We start from the raw sequence: 19,325 nt of genomic DNA, 5'->3' as shown, positions 1-19,325 counted from the left end.
TAAAGGAAAACAGAATCGGTGCAAACCGGTTCTGTTTTCTTTTGCTGTCGGTAACAAAATGGAGCATCCGCATATAGTAATAACAGACGATTGCAAGGCAAGGAGGGATGAAATGCAAATCGCAATCATTGGAGCAGATGAAAGAACACCGGCATTGAAACGTTGTCTGACGGAATCAGGAATTGGAATCATAGAAATAACGGAGCAGAATATCCGGCGACTGATGCAGAGTCAGATTATTGTATTACCGTTGCGGGCACTGGAGGAGGATGGCAGAATCAGAGGAAGCAGGGTAAAAATAGGAATGGTATTATCCTATGCAGCGGAGAGAAGTGTTATTTATGGAGGTTGTTTCCCGGAGGTTCTGACACGAAGACCATCAGGGCGGCGGATACGGCTGGTTGATTATATGGAAGATGAAGTCTTTAGAAATGAGAATGCCGGACTGACAGCAGAAGGCTGCCTTGTAGAAGCAATGACAAAGAGCAGGTGCTGCGTGAAAGGAAGAAACTGTCTGGTGGCAGGTTTTGGTTATTGTGGAAGAGCCATGGCAAAGCTGCTTTTATCTTTGGAAGCGGAAGTAACTGTTTATGATATAAAGGAAGATTGCCAGCGGGTGGCAATGGAAATGGGGTGTAGCTTGTGGCAGGAGAATGCAGAGGAGCAGAACTTTGAGTGGATTTTTCATATGGCAGATAAACCATGCCCAATAGACACAGTCTTAAAATGGTGCGATGAGAAAACATATCTATGGGATATTACAACTGGTGGCGGACTTCCGGCAGAGGAGTTAGAAGAAAAAGGTATTCATGTGGAACATCTTACTGCCGTTCCTGGAAGAATACTGACAGAAAGTGCAGGAATCATTCTTGCACGGATGATAGAAAGAGGAGCAGCAGATTATGGAAGAGTATAAGCTTACATTAGGACTTGGAATTACCGGCTCTTTCTGTACTTTTGGGAAGATACTCCGGACGACAGAAGCACTGGTGCAAAAAGGAATAAAAGTTATTCCGGTATACTCCAGACATGCAGGAACTTTGGATACCAGATTTATGACAGCGGAAGTATTTCAAAACAGAATGCAGGAGATTACAGGAGAAAGGGGAATTCAAAGTATCGTGCAGGCAGAAACCATCGGTCCGTCAGGACTTTTTGATGTGATGGCAATTGCACCATGTACCGGAAATACCATGGCAAAGCTGCAGCAGGGCATTGTAGATACCACAGTGCTTATGGCAGCCAAAGCGCATCTTAGAAATGAAAAGCCGTTGGTGCTGGCAATTTCTACCAATGATGCTTTGTCCATGAATCTTAGAAATATCGGACTGCTGATGAATATGAAGCATATCTATTTTGTGCCTTTCCGGCAGGATGATTATCAGAAGAAACCCCATTCTCTGGTGGCGGATTTTTGCCGGTTAGAGGAGACTATTGCTGCAGCCATGAAAGAAAAACAGCTGCAGCCGGTGGTGCTGTCTCCAATGCCGGTAGATTATAAATGAAGGTCAATCTTATATTCACTGAGCCAGTAATGAATCTGCAGGAGATAAGCAATCATCTGAGGACCTGCCATAAGCTGGCCATACCATGGTTTGCCATAGTCTCCTTCCTGATTTAAGAATTGCATAGTCTTTTCTTTATCAATCAGTGCAAGAAGGGGACTTTCCCCGGTGGTCAGCAGTGCACTCAGACGCTGCCGCAGGAGCTGTTCATAGTAAGGATGGTAAGTCTTAGGATAAGGACTTTTCTTGCGGAAAGTAATGGTGTCCGGAAGATAGTCTTTCGCACACTGCCGCAAAAGGTTTTTCACAAGACCATCCTTGGCTTTCATTTCCCATGGCACATTAAAGACATAAGAAATCAGGTTTTTATCTGCAAAAGGAACGCGGGCTTCCAGACCGGAGAACATACTGGTGCGGTCCATGCGGTTTAGCAGAGTCTGCATAAAGTAGCGGATGTTAAGATAGGAAATACGCCGGCGGCTGCATTCCGTATCATTGTCCGATGGCAGAATATCGACCTCTGCAATGGCATTTTCATAAGAACTTTGCACATAGGAATCTAAGGACAGTGCATCTGCAATTTCGTCTTTTAAGAAGGACTTGCGGAAAGACAAATCCGGTGTCCATGGGAACGTGTTGCAGGAAAGAAAATTCTTCCGGTGAAACCACGGATAGCCGCCGAAAACTTCATCGGCACATTCTCCGGTCAGGACTACCTTATGCTGCTTACTGACTTCCCGGCAGAAGAAGAGCAGGGATGAGTCAACGTCAGCCATACATGGAAGGTCATGGGCTTTCATGGAAGCAAAGAGTAAGTCAGCCTGGGAGCGGTTGTCACAGGTCAGATATTGATGCTCACTCTTAAGATAGTTTTTCATAATATCCACAAAGGGACGGTCTTCGGAGGGCTGAAAATCATTTGCCTTAAAGTAACGGGAATTATCCGTAAAGTCAAAGGAATAGGTAGAAAGAGTCTGCCCTTCTTTCCTTAATTCTTCTGCACAGACCGAGGAGACCAGACTGGAATCCAACCCGCCGGAAAGAAAGGTGCAGATAGGAACATCGGAAACCATCTGCCGGCGGATGGACTGTAACAGCAGCTCTTTTGTGTGGGCAACGGTTTCTTCATAGCTGTCTGTATGTGGATGGCTTTCTAATCGGAAGTAACAGTAATCTTTCAGCCCGGAAGCACTGAAAGTGAGGTAATGTCCCGGCAGACATTCTGCCATATGTTCATAAACTGCGTTGCCGGGGTTCCTGGCAGGACCAAGACCAAAGATTTCGGAGAGTCCTGTTTTATTTACCGAAGGGATGCAGCCGGGATAACAGAAGATTCCCTTCGGCTCGGAAGAAAAGATAAGTGTATCATGAAAAAGCCGGTAAAAGAGCGGCTTTACACCAAAGGCATCCCGGAAGAGATAGAGAAGCTGATGAGCCTCATCATAAATGGCAAAAGCGAAAATACCATTCATTTTCCGGACAAAGGACGGTCCTTCAAAAAGAAATCCATTTAAAATGACTTCTGTATCGGAATGAGTACGAAAGGTCATGCCATGGGAAACCAGTTCCTCACGGAGTTCTTTCGTATTATAAAGTTCTCCATTATAGACGATGGTGAAGTCTGCGTCACAATAATGTCTGGTCATAGGCTGAAGTCCACCATGAGGATCAATAATGGCAAGCCGGGTGTGGGAAAACCCTGTATGAGAGGTTAAATAAATACCATGGGAGTCCGGCCCGCGGTGATAAAGTGCGTCACTCATATCAGATAGAATGTTACGATAATAAGGCTCCCTTTCTAAAAAATCAGTATGTAAATTACAAAAACCGGAAATACCGCACATAGCAATTCTCAATTCATTTTTTGTAGTAATCTATGCATTTCCCTGAATAAAAAGTACAAAAAAGAAGAGAGATTTGTGAAAGAGAGGAAGCATTTTCTGGGTGCAAAGCACAGGTAAGGAGTTGCCGGCAGTAAGTTGTGTGGGTTATAATAAAAAAGATGAAACTATTTTTCCGGCTGGAACGTCTAATTTACAGAAAGCAAAGGTTGAAAGGCTTTCTTTGCATATGCAGGTTTTCGGAAAGAGAAGAGGAAACAGGAATGAAGAAAAGAGGAATCGCAAAAGCGGTGGAGCAGGAAATCCTTGCATCCTATGAACAGCTTTACCGGCTGGCAATTACCTATGTAAAGAACGAACAGGACGCAATGGATGTAGTGCAGGAAAGTGCATATAAGGCAATGAAAAATGCCGGTCAGGTGAAGGAAGAAACCTATATTAAGACCTGGCTCTGGCGGATTGTTATAAATACGTCACTGGATATGTGCAAGAAACAGAAGCGTATCGTAAGTGGAGTATTTATCCCGGAAGAAGCAAAAGAAGATGTATACAAAGACTGGGATATGCTAGCAGCGTTGGAAGAATTAGAAGAACGGGAAAGAACCATTGTGATATTAAAATATTTTGAAGAATGGAAAATAGATGATATTGCAGATCTTCTGAAAGAAAATCCAAACACCGTAAAATCAATCCTGTATCGCAGCTTAAAGAAATTAAAGATAAAGATGTCCAGGGAGGAAATAGCATGAACCATGAGAAAATAGACAGGATGAAGCAGGAATATGAGCAGATAGAAGTCCCGGAAGCATTGAAAACGCAGGTGGAAGCCGGAATCAGAAAAGGAAAGAGGGATACCACGAAAGGCAGTATCCGCTTTTTAAAAGGAGCAGCAACGGTAGCGGCAGCTATGGTTGCACTGGTGATTTCGGTAAATGTAAGCCCGACAATAGCCCATGCCATGGAAGAGGTTCCATTACTTGGCACAATTGTAAAGGTAGTGAACTTTTCTACATATTCTGATGTACAGGATGATAAGAATATGGAAGCAAATGTAGACATTCCCCAGGTGGCAGTGACAAATCAGGATGGGGAAGTATTATCGGATGAGACGGACGAGCTGAATCAGGAAGTGAAAAAGTATGCCGGTGGTATTATTAAGTCTTATCAGTCTGATGTAGCTTCCATTGAAGATGGTGAGAATGGTAATGAGGCAGTGAATTCGTCTTATCAGGTAGTGACAGATAACGACCGGCTGTTTGCTTTAAGAATTGATACTTCCATTGTAATGGCAGGATCGAACCAGTATACGAAAATCTATAATATAGATAAGAAAACCGGAAATACCATTACATTAAATGATTTATTTCAGAAGGATTCCGATTATCTGGACCGGATTTCAGAGGAAATAGAAAAGCAGATGAAGGAAAATATGGAAAAAGACAGTAACCTGCAATACTTCTTAGACAAGGATGTAGATGGCTACAGCTTTGATGGAATTAAGAATGATGTAAATTTCTATGTCAACAAAGAAGGAGAGCTGACCATTGTTTTTGATAAATATGAAGTAGCACCGGGTTATATGGGAATTGTAGAATTTACGATTCCGACCAGTGTGGTTTCTGATATTATAAAGGACGGATATCTGCAATAATATGACAAAGATGGTGCGTACTAGGCATTTATAGTAATCGAAAACTCCCCCGGATATTGGAAGAAATTTCAATATCCGGGGGAGTTCTTATGCTATATCATGAGATACTTTTATTTTTTGAAGTTAGCTCTCTTTCTTAAGGTCGGGTCAAGAATACGTTTACGGATACGTAAGGATTCCGGAGTAACCTCTAAGAGCTCGTCAACATCGATAAAGTCTAATGCCTGCTCTAAGGAAAGTATCTTTGGTGGAACAAGGGTCAGCGCTTCGTCTGCGGAAGAAGAACGTGTATTGGTTAAGTGTTTCTTCTTACATACGTTTAATTCAATGTCTTCCGGTTTAGAGGAAGAACCGATAACCATACCGGAGTAAACCTTTACACCGGCTCCGATGAAGAGAGTACCACGCTCCTGAGCGGAGAACAGACCGTAAGTTACGGATTCGCCGGATTCGAAAGCAATCAGGGAACCAAGTTTACGATAAGCAATATCTCCCTTGTATGGAGCATAGCCATTGAAAATGGTATTGATGATACCATTTCCTTTGGTGTCGGTTAAGAAGTCTCCACGGTAACCGATAAGACCACGGGATGGAATGTTAAATTCCATACGGGTATAGCCGCCGCTGATTGGACGCATATCAACCATTTCACCTTTACGCTGGCTTAATTTATCAATAACAGTACCGGTGAATTCATCCGGAACGTCAACATAAGCTAATTCCATAGGCTCTAATTTCTTGCCGTTTTCATCAGTGTGGTAAAGAACTTCAGCCTTGCTGACTGCAAATTCATAACCTTCACGACGCATATTTTCGATTAATACGGAAAGATGTAACTCACCACGTCCGGAAACCTTGAAGCAGTCTGCACTGTCGGTTTCTTCTACACGAAGGCTGACATCGGTATTTAACTCACGGAACAGTCTGTCTCTTAAGTGACGGGAAGTAATGAATTTACCTTCCTGTCCTGCAAGCGGGCTGTCGTTGACCATGAAATTCATGGAAAGCGTAGGCTCGGAAATCTTTTGGAAAGGAATGGCAACCGGGTTGTCTGTTGCACAGATGGTATCACCGATATGGATGTCTGCAATACCGGAAATAGCAACGATGGAACCGATTTTTGCTTCCTTTACTTCTACTTTATTCAGACCATCAAATTCGTATAATTTGCTGATTTTGACTTTTTTCTGTTTATCAGGCTCGTGGTGGTTTACAACGATAGCATCTTGGTTTACCTTTAAGACACCGTTGTCTACTTTACCAACACCGATTCGTCCAACGTATTCATTATAATCAATGGTACTGATAAGAACCTGGGTGTTTGCATCCGGGTCACCGGTAGGAGCCGGGATGTAGTCGATAATGGTTTCGAATAAAGGAGTCATATCCTTGCGCTCATCGTTTAAATCTCTCATGGCGTAACCATCTCTTGCAGAAGCGAAGATGAAGGGGCAGTCTAACTGTTCTTCAGAAGCGTCTAAATCCATGAAAAGCTCTAATACTTCATCAATAACTTCTTCTGGTCTTGCTTCCGGACGGTCAATTTTATTGATACATACGATAACCGGCAGATTCAGTTCCAGTGCTTTCATAAGAACGAATTTGGTCTGTGGCATAGCACCTTCAAATGCATCTACTACAAGAATAACACCGTTTACCATTTTCAGAACTCGCTCAACCTCACCACCGAAGTCGGCGTGGCCAGGAGTATCAATGATATTAATTTTTACATCTTTGTAGAATACAGCGGTATTCTTAGAAAGAATGGTAATACCACGTTCACGCTCAATATCGTTGGAATCCATGACACGTTCCTGGACTTCCTGATTGGCACGGAATACACCACTCTGTTTCAACAGCTCGTCGACCAGAGTAGTTTTACCGTGGTCAACGTGGGCGATGATAGCTATGTTTCTAATATCGTCTCTTGTTGTTTTCATATAAAATCCTTCCTTCTATCAGTGCATAAAATTCAGTTTCTTCTTATATATAATGCCTGTCTGTAAATGACCGGCGTTCTTATTCTACCACATATTGAAAAATACGCAAGTATTTCTTTCTTTACAGGAAATTGCTTTCCTGTAAAGTAAAAACGCTCCGCGAGGATGCGCACTGCGGCGTATAAGGTAGATGTCGCAAGCGACCGCCGCAGGCGCGAGAATGTGCCAAGGCACATTCTTTTTCTCGTTAAGCGTTTGAAAAAGCTGCTGGTGGCAGCTCCTTATAGGTTTCGATATATGATATATTATGATATATGCGTCAGCGGCATAAAATCAATCTGAAAGAATAGAAGAGCTGCATTTTTCACAATGAAATTTATAATAATAATAGCCAGTGCAATCCAAAGAAATGCTTCCCGGAAATGCATGCCAATACGAAGCCTTCCCTTAGAGAGCCGTTCAATGGTCTGGGAAATCATAAACCAGGTGCAGAGCACAAAGGCATATGGCACAAAGGGATGATAAACCAGTGAGTGCAGGAAATCCCCATGCAGTAAAAAAGCTACGGCTCTGGTGCCACCGCAGCCAGGACAGTAAAGTCCGGTCAGGCTGTGAAGCACACAGGGGAAAAGATATTTTGAAAGCTGGATATTTGTTGCTTTTATAAAAAGCACCAGCAGAAGAAGTGTGCCTATGATGCACCAGCCGGTGATATATAATCCGTTGTCCATAGCAGTGGACGTTTTTTTCTTTTCCATATAAACCCTCGCAAATCAGTATTCAAACAAAATATAGAATCTGTTGGTAGTATACAATTGTCATAAGGGAAAGTCAAAGTTATTGTGTTTCACCCAAGATATGTGTATAATAAAAAGAGGCACTTTTTTCAGACTTTGGAAGGAGGAGTGGTTTATGCAGATTGATGGATGGAATCCGAAAGATATAGGATATGATACCGGGTACAATCATACATATGGGGTCGGAACTGACGCAGATGCGAAGAGTACCGGGGTGGCAGAGGGCAGCAAAGGCGAATGCCAGACCTGTAAGAACCGGAAATATCAGGATGGTTCCAACGAGAATGTTTCTTTTAAATCAGCTTCCCACATCTCTCCGGAGGCGGCGGGAATCCGTGTGGCAGCCCATGAGGCAGAACATGTTTCCAATGCTTATGCCAAAGCAGCAGAAGGAAATGGTCAGGTGGTATCTGCAAGCGTAACACTTCGTACCGGCGTATGCCCGGAGTGCGGAAGAGTATATGTGGCAGGCGGAGAGACCAATACCACCATTAAGTATCCGAATGAAACAAATCCTTATCAGCAGGAGCGGAAGAGCCAGGATGCGGCAGATCTGACCGGAGCCAGAATCGACACAAGAAAATAAAAACAGGAGCTTGAGATAGATGAAAAGAAAATCAGCAGAAATAAAACGTATTGCAAGAGAAAATCTTACCGGACATTATGGATTGCCAATGGGAGCCATGGTAGTATCGCAGTTAATCGTAACTTTGCCGACCATGTTCTTTTCCTGGAATTTGACACCGTATTCCGGAAAAATGGAGTGGGCAATTTATTATGTGGCAGCATTTGTACTGGCATTGCTGGGGGTTGTTTTAAATATAGGAATTCTCCAGATTGCCCTGCGAATGGGAAGAAAGCAGCCATATAAGTTTACCGATATGTTCTATGGATTCAATCATCATCCGGATAAATACATTCTGGCATATCTTTTATTTATGGTTGTGGTATTAATTCCGATGCTTCCGGCAATCGCAGTCTCTGTTGGAATGTATGTAACTGCCATTTCCGGCAGCATGAAAATCACAGAGGGGATTTTTATTGGCTATGTAGTAGCTATGTGTGTACTTGGAATTGGAGGAGAAGTGATCGCATTTATTCTTTCCTTAAAATATTCCATGCTGTTTTTGATATTGCTTGAGGATAATACCAAGGGAATCCGGCAGGCAATGAGGGAAAGTAAAGCACTGATGCAGGGCAACAAGGGAAGATACTTCTATATCATGTTAAGCTTCCTTGGCTGGTCTTTCCTTGGCCTCCTTTCATTTGGAATTGGCTTCCTGTGGATTGGACCATACTATACGCAGACACAGGTGACATTCTATCGTGACATTACAGGAGAATTAGACCGGACAGAAAACCAGACAGACCCATACGGAACAAAACAGCAGAATCCGCAGTACAGTACGTGGAGTGCTTCGGTATAAAAATAAGAAAAGAAAAATGCCGGGAAATCAGAATTGGTTTCCTGGCATTTTTCTTTTGCATATATTTACTGGTACATTTGATTCATTTCATTAAACTGCCGCATCAGTTCGTTATAATCAGCGGTATTTCCATTGGACATCTGGTTGATGAAATCGGCGTTGGTAAACATCATGACAATGACGAAAGTATAAAGTGCAATAGTAAGTACAAGACCGATAATTCCAAGGACGATACCGATTTTGCCGGTGGTGGAAAAAGTCATCTCGCCGCCACGGGAAAGAAGTCCTAAAATAATGGCAAGTGCCCCACAAGGCAGTGCTGCATACAGGCAGCAGAAAGTTACAATGGAGACAATGCCAAGAGCAATGGATGCGGTGGCAAGTCCGGTGGAACGTTTGTCCATGTAATTACGTTGTGGTGCCTGGTTCATATTATATGAATAATTGGGATTTGGTTGATAGCCGTTTGGCTGCTGTTGAAAATCCATAAAAAACCTCCTCAAATCGTGAATAAATCCAGTATACCATTTTCTGCCGGAAAAAACAATAAAAGCCAAAATCTTCCCTTTTGCAGAAATGCCTGATGTGCTATAATGAGCGCAAACGCATCAACAGGAAAGGAAATACAAGATGGACATAACAGCAAAAATTGCCGAAGAACTTGGAATCAGAAAAAATCAGGCACAGGCAGCAATTCAGTTAATTGATGAAGGAAATACCATTCCTTTTATTGCCCGGTATCGAAAAGAAGCAACCGGCGCATTAAATGATGAAATATTACGTAACTTATTTGACCGGCTGACTTATCTTAGAAACTTGGAAGAGAAGAAAGAACAGGTCATTGCCAGCATTGAAGAACAGGGCAAGCTGACGGACGAACTGCGGAAACAGATAGAAGAAGCACAGACACTGGTAGTCGTAGATGATTTGTACCGTCCATACCGACCGAAGCGCAGAACCAGAGCAACCATCGCCAAAGAGAAGGGCTTAGAGCCGCTGGCAAATGTAATCAGTCTTCAGATGCTTAAGACTCCAATCTTAGAAGAAGCAGCAAAATATATCAACGAAGAAAAAGAAGTTCATACTGCAGAGGAAGCGTTAGAAGGTGCTAAGGATATTATTGCAGAGCATATTTCCGATGAAGCAGATTATCGTATCCGCATCCGTGACCTTACCGTAAAACATGGTCGGATTGTATCTGCTGCCAAAGATCCGGAAACAGAATCTGTTTATGAAATGTATTATGATTTTGATGAGCCGATTGCAAAAATGGCAGGACATCGTACGCTGGCATTGAATCGTGGAGAGGCAGAGAAAATACTGACAGTAAAAGTAGAAGTGCCGGAAGAACAGATTATTCCGTATTTACAGAAAAAGGTAATAACCAAAGATAATGCCATAACCAGACCTGTTTTGGAAGAAGTAATCGAAGACAGCTATAAGCGTCTGATTGCACCGGCAATCGAGCGTGAGATTCGAAGTGACCTTACGGAAAAGGCAGAAGACGGAGCAATCAAAGTTTTCGGAAAAAACTTAGAGCAGCTTCTGATGCAGCCGCCAATTGCAGGACAGGTTGTGCTTGGCTGGGATCCGGCATTCCGTACCGGATGTAAGCTTGCAGTGGTAGATCCGACCGGAAAAGTATTGGATACGACAGTCATTTACCCGACAGCGCCACAGAATAAGGTAGAGGAAGCAAAAGTAGTATTAAAGAAACTGATTTCCAAGTATCATATTACACTGATTTCTCTTGGAAATGGAACAGCATCCCGTGAGTCGGAGCAGATTATTGTAGATTTATTAAAAGAGATTCCGGTAAAAGTACAGTATATTATTGTAAATGAAGCAGGTGCTTCCGTATATTCTGCAAGTAAACTTGCAACAGAGGAATTCCCAAACTTTGATGTGGGACAAAGAAGTGCCACTTCCATGGCAAGACGGTTGCAGGATCCGCTGGCAGAGCTGGTTAAAATTGATCCGAAATCCATCGGGGTTGGTCAGTATCAGCATGACATGAACCAGAAAAAATTAAGTGAAGCCTTAGGCGGCGTGGTAGAAGACTGCGTAAATAAAGTTGGTGTAGATTTAAACACCGCATCTGTATCCCTGTTGGAATACATTTCCGGTATCAGCAAAGTGATTGCGAAAAATATTGTGGCATACCGGGAAGAAAATGGAAAATTTGCATCCAGAAGCCAGCTTTTGAAAGTGGCAAAATTAGGACCGAAGGCATATGAACAGTGTGCCGGTTTTCTTCGTATTACCGGTGGAAAGAATCCGTTGGATGCAACCGGCGTGCATCCGGAAAGTTATGAAGCAACCAGAAAGCTTTTGGAAAAATTAGGATATTCAGAAGAAGAGATAACTGGTGGCGGATTAACCGGGATTTCAAAGAAGATTTCAGATTATAAGAAACTGGCAGCAGAATTGGAAGTAGGAGAACTTACTTTACGGGATATTGTAAAGGAACTGGAAAAGCCGGCAAGAGATCCGAGGGAAGATATGCCAAAGCCGATTCTGCGGAGTGACGTACTGGAAATGAAGGATTTGACCCCGGGAATGGTATTAAAAGGAACCGTCCGTAATGTCATTGACTTCGGTGCCTTTGTGGACATCGGAGTACATCAGGATGGACTGGTACACATTTCCCAGATGAGCGAACGCTATATCAAACATCCGCTGGAAGTGGTCAGTGTGGGAGATATTGTAGAAGTAAAAGTAATGAGCGTAGACCTTAAGAAACAGAGAATCCAGCTTACTATGAAACTGTAAATAAAAGGTAACAGATAAAATTGGGTATTGACAAGGAAAAAGTGAAGCTCTACAATAGACCCATAGTAATTGAATAGGAAGTCTTCGGGGCAGGGTGATATGCGAAGCATAGATTCCCGACCGACGGTGATTGTGCATGACACATTAGTCCGTGAACTGCAGTATTGCAGTTGATTTGGTGAAAATCCAAAACCGACAGTATAGTCTGGATGGGAGAAGATAAGTGACCATTAAGGTGATTATTTTGCGTGCCCCGGATAGTTTTATCCGGGGCTTTTATGGTACACCAATACTCCGGACATCCCTTGCAAGAGCTAAAAGTAAAGAAAAAAGGAGTAAAAGAAATGAGTACAAACAGTGTAACAACAAACAGCAACGTAAAAACAGGTGTAAATGCAAGATATCTGACGATGACAGCAATGCTTTCGGCCATTGCGTTCATCCTGATGTTCCTTGATTTTGCAGTTCCGTTTATGCCAAACTTCATCAAACTGGATATTTCAGAACTTCCGGCATTGATTGGAGCATTTTCCATGGGACCGGTCAGCGGAATTGTAATCTGCCTGATTAAAAATCTGATTCATCTGACTATTACAACCACAAGTGGTGTTGGAGAACTGTCCAATTTCATTCTTGGAGTAGCGTTCGTGCTTCCGGCAGGACTGATTTACAAATTTAAGAAGAACCGCAAAGGTGCATTAATCGGTTCTTTAGCAGGAGCACTTTTCATGGCAGTATTCAGTGTGGTATCAAACTATTTCCTGGTATATCCGTTCTATACAGCATTTATGCCGGAAGATGCCATTATTGGTGCTTACAATGCAATCGCTTCTGCAGTAGGCGGACATATGGATAATTTATTGGAGTGTCTGGTAGTATTTAATATGCCATTCACCTTCTTAAAAGGTATGATTAGTGTTGGAATTACATTTTTGATTTATAAACATATTTCACCAATCATCAAAGGAACCAACAGCCGTAAGAATTAGACGTCCCTTTTTTGCCCGACACAAAATTGATAAAGAGTTTGTCTATTCCCGAAAATAATGCTATACTTCAATCAGAAAAGTAAGCAGGAGGAAAGACAATGCCAATTGAATTTGATGTAAAAATAACAGCGAACGATATGTACCGGTTTAATATGTATCATATATATACCAGTTTTACCGGAATCTTTTCCATCTTGGCAGCGGTGCTTGGATTTGTAGCCGCAGTGGGAACCTATGGAAAGGTAGATACCATGTATACGGTGCTTTACATCATATTTGGCATTGTCTTTCTTTTTTATTTTCCATTAACCTTGAAAATGCGGGCGGCAAGACAGATTTCCATGTCAGAGGCACTGAAAAGTACGCTGCATTATATGTTGGATGATGAAGGTGTCCATGTATCTCTGGGAGAAGAAAATGCCCTGCTGGAGTGGAAACAGATTTATAAAATGGTGTCAACAAAGCATAATGTTCTGATTTACAGCAGCCGCGTAAATGCATATATCCTGCCGATGGAAATTGTAGGCGGACAGTATGCAGCGTTGAAGAAACTGGCAGATAAGAATTTGAAGAAGCACCAGAATTGTATGAAGAAGAGATAGGAAGAAAAGTATATGGTATATGAAACATTTTCGGCAGAAGAAACAGAAAAGTTAGGCGAACAGATTGGACGGGAAGCAAAGCCGGGAGAAGTGTATACATTAATCGGAGATTTGGGAGTAGGAAAAACCGTTTTTACCCAGGGAATAGCCAAGGGTTTGGAGATAACAGAACCTATCTGCAGTCCGACTTTTACTATTGTGCAAGAGTATGAAGAAGGAAGAATGCCATTTTATCATTTTGATGTATACCGGATTGCGGATATTGAGGAAATGGATGAAATCGGCTATGAGGACTATTTTTATGGAAATGGTCTGACCATGATAGAATGGGCAAATCTGATTGAAGAAATTTTACCGGATCATTACCGGCAGATAACAATAGAGAAAGATTTGGAAAAAGGATTTGATTATCGCAGGATAACAATAGAAGAGGTGGAACGATGAAAATATTGGGATTGGACAGCTCCGGACTGGTAGCCAGCGTAGCAGTAGTAGAAGATGATGTGCTGTTGGGAGAATTTACTGTAAATTATAAGAAAACACATTCACAGACCTTGCTGCCAATGTTAGATGAACTTGCGAAGATGATAGAACTGGATTTGGATACATTAGATGCCATTGCAATTGCAGCGGGCCCGGGCTCATTTACCGGACTTCGGATTGGCTCTGCAACAGCAAAAGGATTGGGACTTGCACTGGATAAGCCGCTGATTTCCGTACCGACCGTGGATGCATTGGCATACAACCTCTATGGGCATAGAGATATTATCTGTCCATTAATGGATGCCAGAAGAAACCAGACCTATACCGGTTTATATCAGTTTGAAGACGAAAAAATGCAGGTATTGTGCCCACAGTGCGTTGTGGGAATTGATGAGATTGTAGCAAAGATAAATGAAAACAATGCTCCGGTTGTATTTTTGGGAGATGGTGTCCCTGTATTTACCACTTATATAGAAGAAAACTGTAAAGTGCCATATTCCTTTGCACCGGCACATGTGAATAAGCAGCGTGCAGCAGCTGTTGCAGCTTTAGGAGAAGAATATTACAAAGCAGGTAAATTAGAATCTGCAGAAGAACACAAACCGGAATATCTGCGCCTTTCCCAGGCAGAACGCGAGAGGATGGAACAGCATGGAAATTCGTAGAATGTCAGAGGCAGATGTTTTTGATGTAGCGGCCATAGAGGCAAAAGTCTTTTCGCAGCCATGGAGTGGGCAGGGATTTCGCGATGCTCTTGCCATGAACCATGTGATTTTTCTGGTGGCAGAAGAAGCGGGTTCCATCTTAGGATATTGTGGAATGTATATGGCATTAGATGAAGGCGAGATTACCAATGTGGCAGTAAGTGAGGCCTGCAGAAACAGAGGTTATGGGGAACAACTGGTAACAGAACTAATGCAGCAGGGTAGAAAACATGGTATTAGCCGGTATGTTTTAGAGGTAAGGGTATCCAATGAGCCTGCCATTCGCCTGTATCAGAAACTTGGATTCTCTGTACTTGGAACTCGAAAGAATTTTTATGAAAAGCCCTCAGAGGATGCATATATCATGAGCAGGGTCCAGTAATTTCCGCTGCAAATTTATTGGAATGGTTCTATAATGAAAGAGAACCACAAGATAAGAGACGGAGGATGCGAAATGGTTTGCAATTGTTGTGGAAAAGAAATCGAAGAACGAAAACAGGATTATATTTATATAGAAAAAGAATGGAATTATTTTTCTACGAAGGATGGTGTGAAAAGCAAACTGCGTGTATGCGAGTCCTGCTTTGATGAATGGACAAAACAGTTTGTGATACCGCCTTTAATGGAAGAAGTAACAGAAATTGTATAGAGAGCTGAGGAAATAGAATGTTAGATGTCTGTTTATTAGGAACCGGTGGAATGATGCCATTGCCATATCGCTGGCTGACTTCACTGATGACAAGATATAATGGCAGCAGTCTGATGGTTGACTGTGGCGAAGGCACCCAGATTGCAGTAAAAGAAAAAGGCTGGAGCTTCAAGCCGGTGGATATTATGTGCTTTACACATTACCATGCGGACCATATCAGCGGACTGCCTGGAATTCTTCTTACCATGGGAAATGCGGAACGAACGGAGCCGCTGACGATGATTGGACCAAAGGGGCTGGAACGTGTGGTAAATGCACTGCGTGTGATTGCACCGGAACTGCCTTTTGAGATTAAATTTATAGAACTGACGGAACCGGAAGAGACTATAGAATTAAAGGGATATACGATCCATGCTTTCCGGGTGAACCATAATGTTACCTGCTACGGCTATACCTTGGAGATTTCAAGGGCTGGAAGATTTTCAGTGGAACATGCATTAGAACGGCAGATACCGCAGAAATACTGGAGCCGCCTGCAAAAAGGTGAAATTATTGAAGAAGAGGACAAGACCTATCTGCCGGAAATGGTATTAGGCCCGCCAAGAAAAGGCATCAAGCTGACATATTGTACTGATACCCGCCCGACGGAGAGCATTGCAAAAAATGCCAAAGATTCCGATTTATTTATCTGTGAAGGTATGTATGCAGAAAAAGAGAAACTTGCAAAAGCGAAACAATATAAACATATGACTTTTTATGAAGCAGCACATCTTGCCAAGGATGCCGGGGTGAAAGAAATGTGGCTTACCCACTTCAGCCCGTCCCTTGTAAGGGGCGAAGACTATATGGATGCTGTAAGGAAGATATATCCGAATGCATATTTAGGCAAAGATGGAAAGAGTGTTACACTGGATTTTGAGGAGGCGTAAACATGAAGAAACGTACAGCAGGCATAATTAAGACAGTTATTATAGGTGTGATTTGCATTGGAATTGTGGTCGGATTTTATTATTATCTGACAAACCGCTCACCAAGAAGTGTGGAAACAACAGGAGAAACAGATGAGATAACCTCTGTTTTAAGTAAAAATTTAGAGAAGGATTATCCGGCGTCACCTCGTGCTGTAATCAAATATTATAATAGGATTCTGCTCTGCCTTTATAATGAAACTTATGATGATGAGCAGTACCAGAAGCTGTTGGAGAAGATGCGTGCACTGATGGATGAAGAGTTATTGGAAAACAATCCGCAGGATACATTTTCAACCCAGATGCAGAATGACATTGCGGCTTATAAAGCAGAAAGTAAGATTATAGCAACAGCATCTGTCTGCGATACAGATGAAGTGGCTTATAAGAAAGTAGAGGGAAGTGATTGTGCCTATGTGACGGCATCTTATTTCCTTCGCTCTACCAAGGCATATAACCGGGCTAACCAGGAATATGTGCTGCGTAAGGATGAGAATGGGGACTGGAAAATATTAGGATTTGTGGCACTGGAAGGAGACAATGGTGATGCAGAAAAATAAAGGAGATATTGCAATTCTTGCAATAGAAAGTTCCTGCGATGAGACTGCGGCAGCAGTTGTAGTAAATGGAAGGGATGTAAGATCGAATATCATTTCATCCCAGATTGCATTACATACCTTATATGGAGGTGTGGTTCCGGAAATTGCATCCCGTAAACATATTGAGAAAATTAATCAGGTAATAACAGAAGCGATGCAGGAAGCGCAGGCAGACTGGGCAGATATAGACGCAATCGGTGTAACTTATGGACCGGGATTAGTGGGTGCCCTCCTGGTTGGTGTGGCAGAAGCGAAAGCAATCAGTTATGCAAGAAATATTCCACTGGTAGGTGTGCATCATATTGAGGGACACATCAGCGCAAATTATATTGAAAATAAAGAGTTAGAGCCACCATTTTTATGTCTTGTGGTATCCGGCGGTCATACACATCTGGTAAAAGTACTGGATTATGGAAAATATGAGATACTTGGAAGAACCAGGGATGATGCAGCAGGTGAAGCCTTTGATAAAGTGGCGAGAGCAATCGGATTAGGCTATCCGGGTGGACCAAAGATTGAAAAAGTAGCACATGAAGGAAATCCTCATGCTGTGGAATTCCCAAGACCGAAGATTGCAGATGGGGAGTATGACTTCAGCTTCAGTGGTTTAAAGTCTGCTGTTTTAAACCATCTGAACAGCTGTAAAATGAAAGGTATTGAGATTGTGCAGGCAGATATTGCAGCATCTTTCCAGAAAGCGGTTATTGATGTGCTGGTGGGAAATGCCATGCATGCCATTGAAAAATATCAGATTGATAAATTTGCTATTGCGGGAGGAGTGGCTTCTAATGGAACCTTAAGAGGAGCAATGGAAGAAGAGTGCCGGAAGAGAAATGTGGCATTTTATCATCCGTCGCCGATTCTCTGTACCGATAATGCAGCAATGATAGGTGCAGCAGCATATTATGATTACCGGGCGGGAATCCGTTCCGGACTTGATTTGAATGCAGTACCAAACTTAAAATTAGGAGAACGTTAATGGCAAAGTATACAGCAATCGTGCTTTCTGCGGGAAAAGGAAGCCGCATGGGAAGCTCTGTCCATAAGCAGTATCTGCTTCTTTGTGGGAGGCCGGTGATTTATTATACCCTTAAGGCATTTGAAGAAAGCCCGGTAGATGAAATCGTACTGGTAACCGGTGAAGGAGAAGAGGAATACTGCCGGAAAGAAATTGTAGAAAAATATAAATTGCATAAAGTAACGAAGATAGTAAAGGGTGGTAAGGAACGTTACCACTCTGTTTTTCAGGGCTTAAGTGCGTGTGAACATACGGATTATGTACTGATTCATGATGGGGCACGCCCGTTTATAGGGCAGGAAGTCATCCGACATACAATGGATGAAGTGCAGAAAAAACATGCATGTATTGCAGCTGTGCCGGTGAAGGATACCATAAAAAAGGTAGATGAAAATGGAAAAGTAGAGGATACCCCACCAAGAAAAAACCTTTATACGGTACAGACACCGCAGGCATTTTCCTATTCCCTGATTTATGATTCTTATCAGAAGATGATAGCGGATGGAAGAGAAGATGTTACAGATGATGCAATGGTAGTGGAGGCGTATGGAAAAGTTCCGGTATATGTAATAGATGGTAGCTATCGCAACTTTAAGATTACAACACCGGAAGATTTGGAAATGGCGGAGTTTATGCTGAATGCAGGAAATCCTGGTAAAGGTGTATGTTCATAGAAAATAAACCATCCGGCATCAGTGGGAAATCAAATGGATATATTTTGAAATTTTGAAAAAATGAAAATAATTGTTGACATGCTATCTATTTGATGATAGAATCATTTTTGCGCTGATTTGAAGCGTATCAATATGGAGAGATATCGAAGTGGTCATAACGAGGCGGTCTTGAAAACCGTTTGTCCGCAAGGGCGCGTGGGTTCGAATCCCACTCTCTCCGCTTCCAACTTAATAATTGGAAACTGATTCGGAGAAGTACCCAAGCTGGCCGAAGGGACACCCCTGGAAAGGGTGCAGGTCGTTAACAGCGGCGCGAGGGTTCAAATCCCTCCTTCTCCGCTCGCTTGTGAGATGATTATGCGGACGTTCGACAATGGATTTTACGACTGTAAAAAATAAGTCAAAAAAAGTAAAAAAAGTTGTTGACAAAGAAAGAGTCCTGTGATAATATAAACAAGCTGACCGGTGAGAGCAAAGCAAAAGAGCTCACAGAACTGGTCAAGAACCTTGATAACTGAACAGTGAAATAACCTTGAAAGATTTTGAGAAAAACGTAATCAAAAGATTACAAAATCATTCAGGACAGCATCTCTATTTAATAGAAGAATGCGACCTAAAACAGTAAACTTTAGGATATTTAGCCAAGCTAGATTTCTGAAAGGACAAACACTATAACATGAGAGTTTGATCCTGGCTCAGGATGAAC

At 42.3% G+C, this 19,325-nt stretch carries 21 protein-coding genes, 2 tRNA genes and 1 riboswitch; of the genes, 19 read left to right on the top strand and 4 right to left on the bottom strand.

What is annotated here, in order from left to right; all coding sequences use genetic code 11:
- Positions 1 to 112 precede the first annotated feature (112 nt).
- Positions 113 to 916, top strand: a complete 804-nt coding sequence (locus tag DW059_RS11930) for a hypothetical protein (RefSeq protein ID WP_158552119.1) — start codon at positions 113 to 115, stop codon at positions 914 to 916.
- Positions 903 to 1,505, top strand: a complete 603-nt coding sequence (locus tag DW059_RS11925) for a dipicolinate synthase subunit B (protein WP_022242673.1) — start codon at positions 903 to 905, stop codon at positions 1,503 to 1,505. Before DW059_RS11930 ends, DW059_RS11925 begins: the two co-directional genes overlap by 14 nt.
- Here the strand turns inward: DW059_RS11925 and asnB are convergent.
- The gene (asnB, locus tag DW059_RS11920) at positions 1,496 to 3,349 is read right to left on the bottom strand and encodes an asparagine synthase (glutamine-hydrolyzing) (RefSeq protein WP_117698938.1); all 1,854 of its coding nucleotides are present in this window, start codon (positions 3,347 to 3,349) and stop codon (positions 1,496 to 1,498) included. The genes DW059_RS11925 and asnB overlap by 10 nt on opposite strands.
- Positions 3,350 to 3,609: 260 nt before the next feature.
- Here asnB and DW059_RS11915 point away from each other — a divergent pair, with 260 nt between their 5' ends.
- The gene (locus tag DW059_RS11915) at positions 3,610 to 4,095 is read left to right on the top strand and encodes a sigma-70 family RNA polymerase sigma factor (protein ID WP_117698937.1); all 486 of its coding nucleotides are present in this window, start codon (positions 3,610 to 3,612) and stop codon (positions 4,093 to 4,095) included.
- A complete protein-coding gene (locus DW059_RS11910; RefSeq protein WP_117698936.1) occupies positions 4,092 to 4,997 on the top strand; it encodes an RsiV family protein in 906 nt (301 codons plus the stop codon). Before DW059_RS11915 ends, DW059_RS11910 begins: the two co-directional genes overlap by 4 nt.
- Positions 4,998 to 5,107: 110 nt before the next feature.
- Here DW059_RS11910 and typA read toward each other — a convergent pair whose 3' ends face one another.
- Positions 5,108 to 6,937: a translational GTPase TypA gene (typA, locus tag DW059_RS11905; RefSeq protein WP_117698935.1), complete on the bottom strand. Its 1,830-nt coding sequence runs from the start codon at positions 6,935 to 6,937 to the stop codon at positions 5,108 to 5,110.
- Between the two features lie 305 nt (positions 6,938 to 7,242).
- On the bottom strand, positions 7,243 to 7,695 hold the full coding sequence (locus DW059_RS11900; RefSeq protein ID WP_117698934.1) for a DUF2752 domain-containing protein: 453 nt from the start codon (positions 7,693 to 7,695) through the stop codon (positions 7,243 to 7,245).
- 154 nt (positions 7,696 to 7,849) lie between these two features.
- On the opposite strand from DW059_RS11900, the gene DW059_RS11895 reads away from it, so the two are divergent.
- Both DW059_RS11895 and DW059_RS11890 read left to right on the top strand, forming a co-directional pair.
- On the top strand, positions 7,850 to 8,320 hold the full coding sequence (locus tag DW059_RS11895) for a hypothetical protein (protein WP_242986237.1): 471 nt from the start codon (positions 7,850 to 7,852) through the stop codon (positions 8,318 to 8,320).
- A 19-nt stretch (positions 8,321 to 8,339) separates the two neighbouring features.
- Entirely contained in the window at positions 8,340 to 9,161 is an 822-nt protein-coding gene (locus DW059_RS11890) for a DUF975 family protein (RefSeq protein WP_117698933.1), read from the top strand.
- Between the two features lie 65 nt (positions 9,162 to 9,226).
- Here DW059_RS11890 and DW059_RS11885 read toward each other — a convergent pair whose 3' ends face one another.
- Positions 9,227 to 9,649, bottom strand: a complete 423-nt coding sequence (locus DW059_RS11885; protein WP_022243544.1) for a DUF4190 domain-containing protein — start codon at positions 9,647 to 9,649, stop codon at positions 9,227 to 9,229.
- A 142-nt stretch (positions 9,650 to 9,791) separates the two neighbouring features.
- Between DW059_RS11885 and DW059_RS11880 the strand changes: the two genes are divergently transcribed.
- From DW059_RS11880 to DW059_RS11820, 13 genes are all read left to right on the top strand, one after another.
- Positions 9,792 to 11,933, top strand: coding sequence for a Tex family protein (locus DW059_RS11880; protein WP_117698932.1), 2,142 nt, complete (start codon positions 9,792 to 9,794; stop codon positions 11,931 to 11,933).
- A gap of 76 nt (positions 11,934 to 12,009) precedes the next feature.
- Positions 12,010 to 12,158: riboswitch (FMN riboswitch) on the top strand.
- A gap of 119 nt (positions 12,159 to 12,277) precedes the next feature.
- Positions 12,278 to 12,922 carry an ECF transporter S component gene (locus tag DW059_RS11875; protein ID WP_022243542.1) on the top strand — a complete coding sequence of 215 codons (645 nt, stop codon included), beginning with the start codon at positions 12,278 to 12,280 and terminating at the stop codon, positions 12,920 to 12,922.
- A 98-nt stretch (positions 12,923 to 13,020) separates the two neighbouring features.
- Positions 13,021 to 13,524 (top strand): YcxB family protein, encoded by a 504-nt coding sequence (locus tag DW059_RS11870; RefSeq protein WP_117698931.1) that lies wholly within the window; start codon positions 13,021 to 13,023, stop codon positions 13,522 to 13,524.
- A gap of 12 nt (positions 13,525 to 13,536) precedes the next feature.
- Positions 13,537 to 13,968 carry a tRNA (adenosine(37)-N6)-threonylcarbamoyltransferase complex ATPase subunit type 1 TsaE gene (gene tsaE / locus DW059_RS11865; RefSeq protein WP_022243540.1) on the top strand — a complete coding sequence of 144 codons (432 nt, stop codon included), beginning with the start codon at positions 13,537 to 13,539 and terminating at the stop codon, positions 13,966 to 13,968.
- Positions 13,965 to 14,672 carry a tRNA (adenosine(37)-N6)-threonylcarbamoyltransferase complex dimerization subunit type 1 TsaB gene (gene tsaB, locus DW059_RS11860; RefSeq protein WP_022243539.1) on the top strand — a complete coding sequence of 236 codons (708 nt, stop codon included), beginning with the start codon at positions 13,965 to 13,967 and terminating at the stop codon, positions 14,670 to 14,672. The genes tsaE and tsaB overlap by 4 nt, the downstream gene beginning before the upstream one ends.
- Positions 14,659 to 15,093 (top strand): ribosomal protein S18-alanine N-acetyltransferase, encoded by a 435-nt coding sequence (gene rimI / locus DW059_RS11855; protein WP_117698930.1) that lies wholly within the window; start codon positions 14,659 to 14,661, stop codon positions 15,091 to 15,093. The genes tsaB and rimI overlap by 14 nt, the downstream gene beginning before the upstream one ends.
- 72 nt (positions 15,094 to 15,165) lie before the next feature.
- Positions 15,166 to 15,360, top strand: a complete 195-nt coding sequence (locus DW059_RS11850; protein WP_117698929.1) for a hypothetical protein — start codon at positions 15,166 to 15,168, stop codon at positions 15,358 to 15,360.
- A gap of 17 nt (positions 15,361 to 15,377) precedes the next feature.
- Complete coding sequence (locus DW059_RS11845; RefSeq protein WP_117698928.1) at positions 15,378 to 16,289, top strand: ribonuclease Z; 912 nt, start codon at positions 15,378 to 15,380, stop codon at positions 16,287 to 16,289.
- A gap of 2 nt (positions 16,290 to 16,291) precedes the next feature.
- A complete protein-coding gene (locus DW059_RS11840) occupies positions 16,292 to 16,888 on the top strand; it encodes a DUF6715 family protein (RefSeq protein ID WP_117698927.1) in 597 nt (198 codons plus the stop codon).
- Positions 16,875 to 17,906 (top strand): tRNA (adenosine(37)-N6)-threonylcarbamoyltransferase complex transferase subunit TsaD, encoded by a 1,032-nt coding sequence (gene tsaD / locus DW059_RS11835; RefSeq protein ID WP_022243534.1) that lies wholly within the window; start codon positions 16,875 to 16,877, stop codon positions 17,904 to 17,906. Before DW059_RS11840 ends, tsaD begins: the two co-directional genes overlap by 14 nt.
- Positions 17,906 to 18,619, top strand: a complete 714-nt coding sequence (gene ispD, locus DW059_RS11830; protein WP_117698926.1) for a 2-C-methyl-D-erythritol 4-phosphate cytidylyltransferase — start codon at positions 17,906 to 17,908, stop codon at positions 18,617 to 18,619. Before tsaD ends, ispD begins: the two co-directional genes overlap by 1 nt.
- A 134-nt stretch (positions 18,620 to 18,753) precedes the next feature.
- Positions 18,754 to 18,839, top strand: a tRNA-Ser gene (locus DW059_RS11825).
- Positions 18,840 to 18,868: 29 nt separating this feature from the next.
- Positions 18,869 to 18,958, top strand: a tRNA-Ser gene (locus DW059_RS11820).
- Positions 18,959 to 19,325: the final 367 nt, after the last annotated feature.

The organism is Roseburia sp. AF42-8 (assembly GCF_003435965.1).
Classification (GTDB): domain Bacteria; phylum Bacillota; class Clostridia; order Lachnospirales; family Lachnospiraceae; genus Roseburia_C; species Roseburia_C amylophila.
Note: the sequence above shows the minus strand (reverse complement) of the source record. Positions and strands in the feature narration are given on the sequence as shown.